Source organism: Stenotrophomonas sp. YJH_SMC_6, from assembly GCF_059371335.1.
The window spans coordinates 1-14,433 of record NZ_JCAFUM010000008.1; the positions used below are offsets into that span (position 1 = coordinate 1).

At 66.2% G+C, this 14,433-nt stretch carries 7 protein-coding genes; 3 read left to right on the forward strand and 4 right to left on the reverse strand.

Features of this window, described 5'->3' with window-relative positions:
- From AC5P9N_RS10480 to AC5P9N_RS10495, 4 genes are all read right to left on the reverse strand, one after another.
- Positions 1-2,463, reverse strand: a 2,463-nt coding sequence (locus AC5P9N_RS10480; RefSeq protein WP_495223828.1) for a DUF6531 domain-containing protein, incomplete at its 3' end; no start/stop codon positions are given.
- A gap of 312 nt (positions 2,464-2,775) precedes the next feature.
- Positions 2,776-4,131: a Gfo/Idh/MocA family protein gene (locus AC5P9N_RS10485; protein WP_099484140.1), complete on the reverse strand. Its 1,356-nt coding sequence runs from the start codon at positions 4,129-4,131 to the stop codon at positions 2,776-2,778.
- Between the two features lie 65 nt (positions 4,132-4,196).
- Positions 4,197-7,172 carry a TonB-dependent receptor gene (locus AC5P9N_RS10490; RefSeq protein WP_005414779.1) on the reverse strand — a complete coding sequence of 992 codons (2,976 nt, stop codon included), beginning with the start codon at positions 7,170-7,172 and terminating at the stop codon, positions 4,197-4,199.
- A 133-nt stretch (positions 7,173-7,305) separates the two neighbouring features.
- Positions 7,306-10,665, reverse strand: a complete 3,360-nt coding sequence (locus AC5P9N_RS10495) for a TIM-barrel domain-containing protein (RefSeq protein ID WP_099485105.1) — start codon at positions 10,663-10,665, stop codon at positions 7,306-7,308.
- Between the two features lie 322 nt (positions 10,666-10,987).
- Between AC5P9N_RS10495 and AC5P9N_RS10500 the strand changes: the two genes are divergently transcribed.
- The 3 genes from AC5P9N_RS10500 to AC5P9N_RS10510 are packed head-to-tail and all read left to right on the forward strand — an operon-like array spanning position 10,988 to position 14,424.
- Positions 10,988-12,142, forward strand: coding sequence for an SIS domain-containing protein (locus AC5P9N_RS10500; RefSeq protein WP_005411499.1), 1,155 nt, complete (start codon positions 10,988-10,990; stop codon positions 12,140-12,142).
- Positions 12,135-13,073 carry an ROK family protein gene (locus AC5P9N_RS10505; RefSeq protein WP_495223829.1) on the forward strand — a complete coding sequence of 313 codons (939 nt, stop codon included), beginning with the start codon at positions 12,135-12,137 and terminating at the stop codon, positions 13,071-13,073. The genes AC5P9N_RS10500 and AC5P9N_RS10505 overlap by 8 nt, the downstream gene beginning before the upstream one ends.
- Positions 13,074-13,089: 16 nt before the next feature.
- Positions 13,090-14,424 carry a D-tagatose-bisphosphate aldolase, class II, non-catalytic subunit gene (locus AC5P9N_RS10510; protein ID WP_012481525.1) on the forward strand — a complete coding sequence of 445 codons (1,335 nt, stop codon included), beginning with the start codon at positions 13,090-13,092 and terminating at the stop codon, positions 14,422-14,424.
- The last annotated feature ends 9 nt before the right edge of the window (positions 14,425-14,433 follow it).

Sequence of the window (14,433 nt, forward strand, 5' to 3'; positions counted from 1 at the left end):
CCGTGCCAGGGTACGGCGCAGCGTCCCGCCTGCATCGAGCGTGTCTTCCTTGAGGCGATTGCCGGCATTGTCCAGCGTGTAGTGGATGGTGTTGCCAGCGCTGTCGGCGATGTCCGTCAGCCGCTGCGCGGCGTCGTAGACGTAGGTGACGCTGCTGCCGTCGGGCTCGGTGACCTGCTGCACTTGGCCGGTCGGCCAGTAGCTGATCTGGGTAGCCCGGTCCTCGGGTGTGGTGGCACCGCGCACGGTGATCGAGGTCGGCCAGCCGCGGGGATGGTAGGTGTAATCAGTCACCACGCCGTTGGCGTCCTTGACCGACAACGGCCGCCCGAACGCGTCGTAGGCCAAGGTCTCGACCGTCTGGCCGAGCGCATTGGTCACACTGCGCAGGTCGCCCTTGCGATAGCTGCAGGCACCACTGGTCGCGCATCCCGCGTCGTCCGCGGTGTAGTAGGCATAGGTGGAGACATCCGCCACATCGCTTCGCGGGCCATCCACGCTCTTCAGCAGTCCCACCAGCGGGCACTCCGGGCCCTCTGCCTCACAGTAGACCTGCGTGGTGACGCGGGTGTTACCGGTCACCATGTCGCGCACGGTAATGGTGGTTGGCTGAAGGCGCGCATTGCGTGTGATGCGGATCTCACGGTTACCGACGGTCTGCTGCACCAGCCGATTGCTGTCCATGGCCACGCGCGTTTCGCTGATGCGCTGATCCTGAGTACCGGCCGCTTCGGTGGTGGTGGTCACGCTGACGGCGCCTACGGCAGCATCGCTGGCCTCGGCATAGGCGTAGCTGGTGACGACACCACGGCGATCGGTCACCGACTGCAGCCGGCGCCGGAAATCGGTGCCCTCGGGCAGATAGGTGCGGCTTATGCTGCCGTTGCTCTCGGTGATGCCATTGACCTTGCGAGGAAGTCCACTGGAGCCGATGGCGGTCAAGGCGTAGGTGCTCTGCTTGCCCAGTGCGTCGGTGACGATGGTGGTTCCTGCCGGGGTGTACTCCAGGCGCACGCCATCAATGCCTACGTCGGCCTGACTGCAGTCACCGGAATGGCGGCTGCAGGTGACCCGCCCCTCGGCGTCGTAGCCGTACCAACTGTAGCGCTGGTTGCCCTCGGCGGTAATGCCGGTCAGGTAGCCCGGGAGGCGGGCGTCCTCATAGTGATACGTGCGGCTGGCACCGTCTGCGTAGGTCGCACTGATCAATTCCCCGGCCGGGGAATAGGCGTAGCTCACCACGGGCTGGCCGGCAATCACCAGGGCCGAGATCAGCGAATCGTCACCCGGCGCGAGATACTGGACGTCCACGCGCCGGCCGGTTGAATGGGTGATGCTGAGCAGGCGGCCACGGCTGTCGTGTGCATAGGTTAGCGAGGTTCCGTCTTCGAAATCGCGGCGCTGCATCAGGCCGCCGGCATCGAACTGAATGCGCTCCTGAGCCCGCGACAACAACCATAGGCTCCCCTGTTGAGCCACGCGGTCCCCACTGCCATCCATTGCCTCATACACCGCTCCCACCTTCTTGAAGGCGAGCTGGCCACCCTCAGCGTCAATCAAACCCACCTGGACTTCCGAACTCGGTGGAAAGTCCGTGTCGTCAACGCCGAGCGTCAGGCGAATGTTGTGCGAGTGCGTCCATCCTTGGCCCATGGCTCCGCCGCTGGTGCCGGTCAAGGAATGATACTGGCGATCGAAGCGGACCCACCCGAGATCAAGGTCCGCTTCCGGCTGAGACTTGTCGCCGGTGGTGGGGTCGCACGGATTACCGACTTTGCACTCCTGCGGCGGCAGAGGAGAAGTCCAGTACGCCAGCAGCATTGCCATGTTTGGCTCGTCCTGCTGGGCCAAGGCGCACATGCCCAGGTTATCGTCCCACATCATCATGGGGCGATTCATGCATTTTGCGGTTCTACTCCGATAGGCGTGTTCCCAAAAGACCAGCTCCGAGCAGGCCTTGGTCCCCTCGTAGTAACTGTTTTTGACGAATTTATAGCGTTTGCTCTCGTTGATGACGCTGCCGTCATCTCCCACTCCAAGCCCGCCAACCTCCTCCCAGGCCTCTTCAGTCATGACGGTGGCAGCGCACCGCGGATCGCTCGCATTCTTCGACAGGAACATGCTGCGGACGGCATCCTCCGTGGCGTACTTCTGATGGTTCTGCTCATACACCCAATCCGTGGTTACGATCTTCTCGGGCTTGACGCGATAGTCATAGATCGTCTTGTTCGGAAGGGCCCTCTGGCGCTTGACCTCCCAAACGAAAGGCTTATCGACCTCATACTCGGCGAAGAAGGCCCGTATGTCTTTCTGGACAGCCGCCTCCGTGGAACGGGGCTCTCCCATCGAGAAGTAGCTTTCCCATTTCTTCTCGATCTCCTGCGCCTGCACGCTGGACGTCGAGCACGCCAGCACGAACAGCGCCAGACTGATGAGCGAAGTGCCAGAGTTTGCCTTCAACATCCCTGTTCTCCTTCCTGGACGGGCACAGCGCCGGCGGGAACGAGAACGTGGGGCAGCAGCCTCTTCACGTCATGCTTCGGATCGTCCCTGGTCCGGAATGCGGCGTGGCCGCATGGGGACGTTATCTCCGATGTGGTTTACACATTCAAGTCAAAAACTGTGGAATGAGTCGAATTTCAGAACTTTCTGATGCAGGGGGGGCGTGTCGGAAATGCAGCCGAGCGTGGGCTCGGCTCTACAAGGCGAATGCCCCAGAAACAGAAACGCCGGGCATCGCCCGGCGTTTCCGTCACCGCATGGAAGGGGTAAATCTCAGTACTTCCCATCAAACCCAAAGATCGGCTTGCGCTGCTTCCACGCACCAGCAGTAAAGTCCGGGAACTCCAGGGTCTGGAAGCTGTTGGCGATCGACTGCTCGCTCAGCGGGGTGATCGCGCTCCAGGTCACTGCGTCGTAGATGTCGATCGGCATCGGCGCCTTGGCCTTCAGCGCTTCAACAAAGGCATGGATGACGAACCAGTCCATACCACCATGCCCTGCACTCGCAGCGGTGTCGGCATTCTGTTTCCACAGCGGATGCTCGTACTCGTCCTGGTACTTCTTGAACTCTTCCCACTGGTGCGGCGGGCTGCGGCCTTCGATGTGGATCGAATGGTTCACGTCCATCCACAGGCCCTTGGTGCCCTGCACGCGGAAGCCCATCGAGTACGGGCGCGGCAGCGAAGTGTCGTGCTGCAGCAGGATGGTCTCACCGTTCTCGCAGGCCAGCGTGGTGGTGACGATGTCGCCCAGCTTGAACTTCACCTTGGTGCTGGGGTGGGTGGTGCCACCACTCTTGGCAACGGTGTACTCGTGCAGGCCACGCGCCTTGGTCGCGAAGGCATTGATATGGGTGAAGCGGTTGCCACGGTTGATGCCGGTATACATCGCGCACGGGCCGATGCCGTGGCTGGGGTACAGCTCGCCGTTGCGCTGCACCGAATGCTCGGTGCGCCAGCGTGCTTCGCTCCAGCCCTTGGGGCCGAACTCCACGCCGCTGTCGTAGGGCTGGTTCGGGTCGCCGGAATTGAACTTCACCCCGCGCAGGTCGTGCTGATAGCCGGCCTGCAGATGCACCAGTTCGCCGAACAGGCCCTGGCGCACCATCTGCAAGGCCGCCATCACGTCGCGACGGTAGCAGACGTTCTCCAGCAGCATGTACGGGGTGCCCGTGCTCAGCTGGGTCTTCAGCACGTCCCAGTGGTCCTGCAGGGTGATGCCGGCCACCACTTCGCAGCCCACGGCCACGCCGGCCTGCATGGCGGCGATCGCCATCGGTGCGTGGTACTCCCACGGCGTGGCGATGATCACGCCATCGATGCCCTTCTGTTCCAGCAGGCGCTTCCAGGCGTTGGTATCGCGGTCCTGGCCGTAGGTCTTCGGGGCCGGCTTGCCGGCCTTGGCCACCATGTCCATGGCGCGACCGAGCATTATCGGTTCGATGTCGCACAGCGCGACCACCTCGACATCGTCGCGGCGCACCAGCTCCTTCAGCAGCACAAGGCCACGCATGCCGGTACCGATCATGGCCAGGCGCACCTTGCGCCCGCGTGCCCACGCCGGGGTCTGCGGCAGCAGGCTGCTGGCGGCGACAGCGGCACTGGCCGCGATGAATTCCCTACGCTTCATGGCAAACATCTCTCCTCTTGGCAGCGAGCCGGCCGTAGCCGGCCCGCCGGGTCACGCAAACGGAATTACTTGAAACGGTAGCCGATGGTCACACTGTAACCACGACCGAAGATGGTGGCGTAGTCACTGGAGTCACCCAGGAAGCTGTTCGGATCGTAGAACGGCAGGCGGTTGAACAGGTTCTTGACGGTGAAGCTCAGGTTCCACGCGTCATCCGGGCGCCAGGTGACGCTCATGTTGGCAGTCCACCACGACGGCGCACCATCGCACTTGCTCTTCTGCAGGGCCAGGTAGCCGCCGGTGCAGGTTTCCTTGTTGTTGCTCACCTCATCAACCTGGTCGGTGGCCCACTTGGTGCCGCCCACGTAGTTGACGAACATGCTGGTGGTGACCTGCTTGTAGGTCCAGTCGGCATTGAGCGTGGCACGCAGGCGCGGGTTGTTGTAGTAGCCGACCACGTCGCCGTAGTACCAGCCGTTCTCCGCGTCCATGTAGAAGCGGTTGCGGTTGGCGATGGTGGCGGCCAGGCCGATATTCAGGTTGCCCCAGTCGCCCAGCGAGAAGCGGCTGCGCGCATCGATGTCGAAGCCGTCGATCAGGGTCTTGCCACGGTTCTTGTACTGGCCCACCACGCTGGCCACGTTGCCGGCCGAATAGCCCGGCAGCACCGACGGGCAGCTCACGCCACTGGCCGGGTCGGCACACATGGCCGCCAGCTGCGCCAGGTTGGCGCGGTCGCTGTCGGTGATCGGCGAGCGCGACATCGAGATGATGTCTTCCATGCGGCGATAGTCCGGCGCGACGATTTCGTTGTTGCGGTAGATGAACCAGTAGTCGGCCGACACCGACAGCCAGCTCGCCGGCTCGTAGACGAAGCCGAGGGTGGCGATCTTCGCCTTCTCCGGCTTCAGGTCCTTGTTCGGCTGTGTCATGCGGGCCACGGTGCGGCTGCAGTCGACGTTCAGCATGTTCTTGCCGAGGTCGACATCACCCGGCCGCTGCGACTTCAGCAACAGGTTGGCGATGGCGTTGGTCTCGTTGCAGCGCAGCTCGTCGCGGAAGCCGCCCAGCTGGGCGAACACGCCGCCATTGCCGGACTCGGCCAGGCTCGGTGCACGGAAGCCGGTGGAGTAGGTACCGCGCAGCATCAGCTGGTCGAACGCCTGGTACTTGAAGCCGATCTTCGGTGCCACGTTGGCGCTGAAGTTCGGGTACTTGTCCACGCGCACCGCCGCATCCAGTTCCAGCTTGTCGGTGATCGGCGCCACGGTTTCGGCGAACAGCGCGTAGGTGTTGCGCTTGCCGTCGAACCAGGAACCGCCCTGCTGGGTGATCAGACCGTTGGCGGCGTCGGCGTTGCCAGGAGTGTAGAAGGTTTCGCGGCTGGCGTTGAAGCCGAATGCCGCCCGCATCTCACCGGCCGGCAGCTGGAACAGCGGGCCTTCGATCTTGCCGTCGAGGGTGTGCAGGCGGGTCCACGACTGGATGTCGAAGGTCGGGAACGCTTCACGGATCAGCGCGGCGTTGGCTTCGCTGATCTCGCCGAACTTGTACGCCGGATGGTCGGAGATGATCACTCGGCCGGTGCCCGGATCGATCGTGTACGGGCCGAAGGCCTTCTCGAAGCCCTTGGTGTTGACGTTGATCGTCTGGTAGGTGGTGGAGTGGGTGCCGGCGCTGGCGAACGCGGTTTCCCAGTTCCAGTCACCCCGGTTGCCACGCGCACCGGCCAGCACGCGGTAGCTCTTGTCGGTATTGCGCTGGCCGAAATAGTTCGGGCCGGCATCCTGCAGCAGGTAATTCAGGCCGACCACACCGCCCATCATCGCCTTCATCTGCGGGCTGGCGTGGTTGTACTCGTTGTTCGGGCCCAGGAACGGGTACAGGAACTGGTTGACGGTGTTGCCGGTATTGCGCGAGAACCAGCTGGTCGGGTTGCCGGTGGTGGTGCCGTAGGTGCGCGGCGTGCCGCCGTTGGCGCGCAGGTCGATGTCGGTGTAGGTCGCCTCGGCGAAGATCTCGGTGCTGTCACCGACCAGGAAGGTGCCGTTGAGGTAGGCGGTGTTGCGCTCGGACTTGGCACCGGCGTCGATCTCGTTGTTCATCCAGGTTTCCCAGACGCAACGCGGACCGGCCGCTTCACTGGTCAGCACGTTCCTGCAACCCGGTGCAGCTTCCTGCACGCGGCGGCCGGTGACCGGATCGAAGGCGAAGTAAGTGCCCGGATTGAATTCACCCGGCTTGCTGCCCACGCCCAGGCGCAGGTTGTTGAGGTAGTTCGGATTGTTGACGTAGTACTGGTCGGGCCGCTTGTCGTAGAAATCGCTCAGCGGGATCGCGTCGCGGCGGTACATGTTCACCGCGCCGTAGATGTTGAAGCGGTTCTCGGCCAGGTCACCGAAGCCGGCGGTGATGCTGGCCTGGCGTTCGCCGTAGGAGTCGATGCGCGAAGAGGTGTCGTTGGTGAAGCTGACCTCGGCCCCCTGGAAGTTGCGCTTGGTGATCACGTTGATCACGCCGGCCACCGCGTCGGTGCCGTACACCGCCGAGGCGCCGTCGGTCAGCACTTCCATGCGCTCGATGGCCGCGGCCGGAATCGCATCGATGTTGACGAACTGGGTCTGGAAGCCGGCCGGTGCACCGTAGTACGACAGGCGGCGACCGTTCAGCAGCACCAGCGTGCCCTGGGCACCGAGACCACGCAGATTGGCCTGCGAGGCACCATCGGAACCGGTGAACAGCGAACGCGCGTCCTGCTGCGCCGGGCGGGCGGCCGGCAGGTTGTCGAGCACCTGCAGCAGCGTGCGCGCACCCATGTTCTGGATGTCCTGCTTGCTGATCACCTGCACCGGCGAGGCGGTTTCCACGTCGGTGCGGCGGATGTTGGAGCCGGTGACCTCGATGCGGGCCAGGTCGGTGGCCTTGTCCTTGCTCTCCTGGGCGAAGGCAGGAACGGCGACCGACAGCAGCACGCCGGCGATGGCCAGCGACAGCGGAGCGATCGAACGACAGGGGGGGCGGTGGTGGCGGGCGGGCAACATCGGGGTTCTCTCCTGGCAGGGGTGCAGCGCAATAAGTGAGCGCGTGGGCGTTCGGCGGGCAAAACGCTCCCGGGCCACGGCCACGAGGGCCGTAGTCGGAATGGGCGGGGGGAGGAGCGGTGTTACGAGGGGGTCATGGGGCGACGATGCTGGCGGAGTCGCCCTCCTGGCCGATCAGTACGGCATTGGCCCAGTTGGCGCAGACCTGGGCGGGTTGACTGCCCTGCGCACCCAGCGTGCGCAGGCTCAGGGTGGAAAGGCCTCGGATGTCCAGCTCCGGCTTGACCACGCCGGGTGCCTTCACCAGGCCGCTGTCATACAACAGGCGGTTGTCACCCCAGACCTGGAACTGCAGGCCACCGGCGGTGCGGCAGGCGTCGTCGATGCCGAGGTCGGCACGCAGCAGGTGCCAGCCACCCTGCAGGCGCAGGTCGATGCGGCTGTTGGCGCCGACGCCCAGGCCACGGCGGAACTGCAGGCCGTTCATGCGCATGCCGGCGTCGCCACGGAAGGACTGGTCGGTGCGCACCTGGCTGGCCAGCGCGGCCGGCACCGGCAGCTCGGAGAGATAGCGCTGCCGGGCCGGTCGCTCCGGTTCCTGGTGTTCGAGGATGTGGAAGGTGGACAGGGCGATCGGGCCGACGTCGCGTGGCTGCAGTGCATCGAATGCGCGGGCGCTGCCCTGTGCGGCGGTGACCATCGGGTCGGTGCTGCTGGCGCCGTCGCCTTCGGGGTTCTGCACGCTCAGCACGCGGAAGCGCAGCAGGCGCCCGGCATGGGCCGGGAACGCGATGCGCTGCACGCCCTCCTTCAACTGCAGGCGGCCACGTGCGATCGGCTCGCCCCACTCGCCATTGCTGTCGCCCAGGTACACCTCGTAGTCGCGCACCTGGCCGTGCTTCCAGTTCTTGTCGTTGCGCGGCGCGATGTCGATGCCGTCGATCATCCTGCGCTCGCCGAAGCCGATCACCCACTCATGCGCACCGGTGCGCACGGCCTGGTTGCGCACACTGCGGAACCAGGTGGCCGGATCGTCGTCGAAGGCATTTTCCAGCGCATGGCCAGGCTCTTCGGCCGGGCGGTTGACCACCAGCAGGCTGTCGGCCGGCAGTTCGCGGCCCAGCACCGGCGCGGCCGGATAGGCATCGTCGGCGGCCGCAGCGACCACCGCGAAGTCCAGCTGCAGTTGCAGCGGCTGGCGGATGTCCTGGGTAGCGGTACGCACGTGCAGCGTGCCACGGCGCTCCTTGGCATCGAAGTACCAGCCTTCAGCCGCACCGTTGAACGCCGCCGCATCGGCCAGCGCCGGCAACGCGCGGCCACCGGCCTGCACCGCACGCGGCGCCTGGCGGCTGAGCACGCGCAGGCCATAACGACGCTGCGCCAGCTGGCCGTTGTACTGGCCCTGCACCGGATCGATCTGCACCTGCACCGGGCCACTGCCCTGCGCCGGCGCCTGCACGCGGATTACCTGCGTGCTCGACTCACCCTGCTGGTAGCGGCGCGTGTTGCCATCGTCTTCGTACAGCGTGTACTGCGACTCGCCCTGCGGGTACAGGTCGAACGTCACTTCATCCAGCGGCTTCTCGCCGTCGAACAGCATCGACGGGTACATCGGCAGGATCGCACCGGCACGCACGAACACCGGCAACGTGGCCAGGTCCACCTGGCGGTCGAGCTGGCGGCCGTCGGCGCCGGCCTGCACGCGGCGGCCATCCCAGTAGTCGATCCAGCCGCCGGCCGGCAGGTGGATGTCGCGGCGCCAGCCACGGCTGGCGGCCTGGCTGCGGTACACCGGCGCCACCAGCAGGTCGCGGCCAAGCAGGAACTGGTACTTGTAGGTTTCATCCTGCGCATGCGGGTCGCGCGGGTTGTCCCACATCAGGCCGCGCACCGGCGGTGCACCGGTCTGCGCGGCCTCGTGCACCAGCCCGTACATGTACGGGGTCAGGCGCATCTTCAACTTCAGGTAATCGCGGTTGATGCTGCGATAGGGCTCGTCGTACCACCACGGGTGCTTGCGTGCGTTCGACGACCAGCCGCTCATGCCCATCAGCACCGGGGTGAAGGCTTTCCACTGCAGGTCGCGGGTGAAGGTTTCGGCGCTGCCGCCGAAGATCGCATCCACATCGCCACTGGCGTAGGCCATACCGGACAGGCCCGAACCGACCAGGGTCGGCACGTGCCAGCGGATGTAATCCCAGCTGCTGCTCTGGTCGCCGGTCCAGGCCACGGCATAGCGCTGGATGCCGGCCCAGCCCATCACCGTCCACAGGAACGGGCGCGAATCGGAATTGTCGAGGATGCCGTTGAACGCCTGACGGTTGGCGTCCATCGCGAACTGGTAGCCCTTGCCGGTCCAGGCCACGTCCAGCTTCTGCACGCGGCTGCCGGCCTTGCCCACTTCCCAGGCGATCTTGTCGACGCCGTTCTCGGTCCACAGACCGGTGCGGAAGCCGTACTTGGCCAAGCCCTGCACGGTTTCCGGCAGCTTCTTGTAACCGCAGCCGTAGCCATCGTTGGGCAGGATCCAGCCACCGGGCATGTCGTGGGCGCGGTACTGCTTGGCCACCGAGTCGATCACATCCGGCGTGGTGCCGGTCGGGCCGTCACTCCAGCCTTCGGGCACGGTGCCGGGCTTCTTGGCATTGTCACCGTCGTTGTAGCAATCGGCATCGCCGTAGGACAGCGCCCAGCGCGCGACCATGTTCGGGCGGCCGGTCAGCTGGGTGTAGCGCTCGATCAGTTTAGGCAGGTCGGCGCCGACGAAGTAATAGGCATCGAAGCGGTCTTCGCGGTGCAGCAGCGTGGCCTGGTCGGCCTCGCGCAGATCGTAGCTGCCATCGCTCCAGGTGTTGCGCAGCATGCCCCAGCCACGGCTGCTAAGCAGCATCGGTGCAGGGCTGGGGCGGTCGCCCTCTTCCCAGCCGCCGGAGTAGGACACGTCCAGCTCGCGGCCCTTGAACTGGTAACGGCCGTTCTGCTGGCCGCCACCGAAGTAGCCCTCATCAGCCTGCGAGGACAGCACCTGCACGCTCTGCGTGGCATCCAGGTCCAGCGGCTGCAGTTCCTGCCACAGCGCGGTGGGCTGGCCGTTGTCCAGGCGTTCCAGGCGCATGCGCAGCGGCTGCCGCTGTACATGCAGGACCAGTGCATCGGTGCGCACGCGGATTTCCTGTGCGTCTTCTTCCAGCTGCGCCTTCACGTTCGCCTTGGGCTGCGGCAGCACGATCGGTGCGGCCTTGTCGCCGGCACCGGTCAGCGTGCCGTTGCGGCCGGCCTGCACGCGGATGATGTCGGTGGCCGGCAGTTCGATGCGGATGCGCGCGCCCTTGTCGGTCTGCAGGTCCCAGCCCTGCACGCCGTCGCCGCTGGCGCTGGCGGCAACCGAACGCAGGTTGCCGACCGGCTCGGCCTGGGCCGGCATGGACGCCAGCATCAATGCCGGCAACAGGGCCAGCATCAGCGGCGAGCGACGAACGCAGTTTTCCACGCGGACTCCCAACCCGTTCACCGGGCGTTTCGAAAGCGATTGGGCCGACTCTAGGGCAGCGATTCGAAAGCTGTCAACAAATTGAAAGGAAAAAGGAAGATATATTCCATTGAAACGAAAGTTGTTGCGCCGCAATACTTTGTGTAATCGCTTGCACACGCCTGTTAAGCATTGTGCGATACGGCATCCGGCGGATTCTTGCGTTTTCCGACGTGCTCTGGGCAGAGCGAAGTCGGCGTCACATTTTCTTTCTTTTTACTTTCGCTATTTGACATTTCGAAAGAAAACGCAGATGGTGCGCTGGCCCAACTGGAACCTCCGAATGGACGTCACCCTGCTTTCCGATGTGTCCGCCTGGCAGCGCCTTGGCGGAGCCGATACCGCTACCGAAATCGCCCAGCAGCCTGCGCTGTGGGAAGCCCTTGCACAGGACCTGTCGCGTGCCCGCGACCGCCTGCAGGCCTTCCTCGGCGACAGCCTCAACGATCCCAACCAGCGCGTGCTGTTCACCGGCGCCGGCAGCTCCGGCTTCATCGCCGAAATGGTGGCCGACGCGATCAACGCGCAGTGGCCAGCCGATGTGCGCGTGGTGCACACCACCAGCCTGCTGACCCACCCGGCGCTGTACCTGCAGCGCGACCGCCCGACCCTGCTGGTCTCGTTCGGCCGCAGCGGTTCCAGCCCGGAAAGCGTGGCGGCGGTTGACCGCGTGCGCAGCGACGTGGATGACGCGCGCTTCCTCGACATCACCTGCAACGCCGATGGCGAACTGGCCCGCCGTGGGGCCGGCCGTGCCGATACCTGCACCCTGCTGATGCCGTCGGCCAGCTGCGACCGCGCCTTCGCCATGACCAGCAGCCTGACCTGCATGCTGCTGGCCGCGCTGACCGTGTTCGATCGTTCGCCGTGGGATGCGCGCGTGGCGCGCCTGAAGCAGATCGCCGCGCTGGCCCGCGAAGGCCAGGCGCAGTGGGACGCACCGGTGGCGGCGCTGGCGCAGCGCCCGTTCAACCGCATCATCTACCTCGGCAGCGGCCCGCTGGAAGCGCTGGCACGCGAGTGCGCGCTGAAGGTGCTGGAACTGACCGCCGGCCGCGTGCTGGCGCTGGCCAACACCCCGCTGGGCTTCCGTCATGGGCCGAAGTCGACGCTGGATGGCAACACCCTGGTGGTGGTGCTGCGCAGCGTGCAGCCGCTGGCGCGCCGCTACGAACAGGACCTGCTGGAAGAACTGCGCCGCGACGGCGTGGCCGGCCAGGTGCTGGCGATCGGCCCGCATTCGGACATCGGCGCCGATGACGAATACACCCTCACCGTGCCGGCACTGGACGACCCGTGGCTGGCGCCGGTGTGGCTGGGCTTCGCGCAGCTGTTCGCGCTGCAGCGCTCGGCCGCGCTTGGCCTGACCCCGGACAACCCGTTCCCGGATGGCACCGTCAACCGCGTCGTCAAGGGCGTCACCATCCACCATGGCTGAGCTGATCGCCCACGCCTGCTACGGCATCGACATCGGCGGCACCAAGATCGAGCTGGTGGCGTGCGATGCGGCGATGCAGGTCACCTGGCGCCGCCGCGTGGCCACCCCACAGGGTGACTACGACGGCTTCCTGCAGGCGGTGGTGGCGCTGGTGGCCGAGGCGGACGCCGCCCTCGGCCGCAGCGATGCGGCCATCGGTATCGCCCTGCCCGGCGTGCGTGACCGCCGCAGCGGTCGCCAGCTCAGCGCGAACGTGCCTGCACTGACCGGCCAATGCGTGGCGCAGGATCTGCAGGCACGCCTGCAGCGCCCGCTCCACTTCGGCAACGATCTGCAGTGCTTTGCCCTGCCTGAAGCGCACGGCGGCGCGGCTGACGGCTACCCCAGCATGTTCGGCGCCATCCTCGGCACTGGTGCCGGCGGCGGCTTCTGCCTGCACGGCCGGCTGCTGTCCGGCTTCAACGGCCTGGCCGGCGAATGGGGCCACTGGAGCGTGCCCGGCCATCTGCTGCAGCGCCATGGCCTGCCGCTGCTGGACTGCGGCTGCGGCCTGCAGGGCTGCGTGGAGCGCTATGTGTCCGGCAGCGGTGTGGCGATGATCGAGCGCCACCTCGGTGGCAGCGCCGCCGACGCCAGCGCCGTGATCGCCCTGGCCGAAGCCGGCGATGCACGTGCGCGCAAGGCGCTGGACATCCACCGCGATCTGCTTGGCCACAGCCTGGCCGCGCTGGTGCTGGCGCTGGACCCGCACGTGATCGTGCTCGGCGGTGGTCTCTCGCAGTACGCGCCGCTGTACCAGCAGCTGCCGTCGGCCATCGCTGCCCATCTGTTCAACGGCGTGCAGGTACCGCCGATCGTGCCGCCGCGCTTCGGCGATGCCGGTGGCGCACGTGGTGCCGCCCTGCTCGCCTGCCAACCCTCGTTTTCCTGATGTCCGGAGCCTGACCATGTCCCCGTTGCAGACCCTGCTTGCCTCCCACCGCGCCGGTGCCAACGTCGGCCTGTACAGCGTCTGCTGCAGCAACGAGCAGGTGCTGCGCGCGGCCATGCACGTGGCGCTGGCACACGGCACCGTGCTGCTGGTCGAGGCCACCTCCAACCAGGTCGACCAGTTCGGCGGCTATACCGGCATGACCCCGCCGCAGTACCGCGACTACGTCGGTACCCTGGCCGATGAGGAAGGCTTCCCGCGCGAGCGGCTGATCCTCGGCGGTGACCACCTTGGCCCGAATGCCTGGCAGAAGCGCCCGGCTGCCGAAGCGATGACCCACGCGCGCGTGCTGATCGAAGCCTACGTCGCCGCCGGTTTCCACAAGATCCATCTCGACTGCAGCATGTCCTGCGCCGATGACCCGGTGCCGCTGCCCGATGCCATCGTTGCCGCACGCTCGGCCGAGCTGGCCGAGATCGCCGAACGCACCGCCGCCGAACACGGCCTGCCGCCGCCGGTCTACGTGATCGGTACCGAGGTGCCGATTCCCGGTGGAGAAGCCTCGCTTGCCGAGGGACTGCAGGTGACCACGCCGGCCGCCGCCGCGCAGACCCTGGCCATCCACCAGCAGGCGTTCGACACGCCGCAGCTGCGTGATGCGTGGCAGCGCGTGATCGCGATGGTGGTGCAGCCGGGCGTCGACTTCGACCACAGCAGCGTGCACGAATACGACCCGGCCGCCGCCAGCACGCTGGCCGACTTCCTGGAACAGCAGCCACGCATCGTGTTCGAGGCGCACTCCACCGACTACCAGCGCGAAAGCGGCCTGCACGCGCTGGTGCGCGACCACTTCGCCATCCTCAAGGTCGGCCCGGCGGCGACCTTCGCCTACCGCGAAGCGCTGTTCGCGCTGGCCGCGATCGAGGCAGAACTGCTGCCGGCCGCACAATGCTCGCGCCTGCCGCAGGTGCTGGACGAGGTGATGGTGGCGCAGCCGAAGTACTGGCAGTCCTACTACCAGGGCGATGAGGCAGCGCTGCGCCTGCTGCGCAGTTACTCCTTCAGCGACCGCTGCCGCTACTACTGGGGCGAGCCGGCGCTGGTACAGGCGGTGCAGACCCTGTTCGCCAACCTGGAACAGCACGCGCCGCCGCTGGTGCTGCTCAGCCAGTACCTGCCGGAACAGTACCGCGCCGTGCGCGAAGGCACCCTGGCCAACACCCCCACCGCACTGGTGCAGCACCGTATCGGCCTGTGCCTGGGTGAGTACGCCCGTGCCTGCAGCGCCAACCAGGCCGGAACCCGCACTCACCACGCAGGTTCGGCTGCCGCCGTTGCTGCGAACGGCTAATCTCTACCT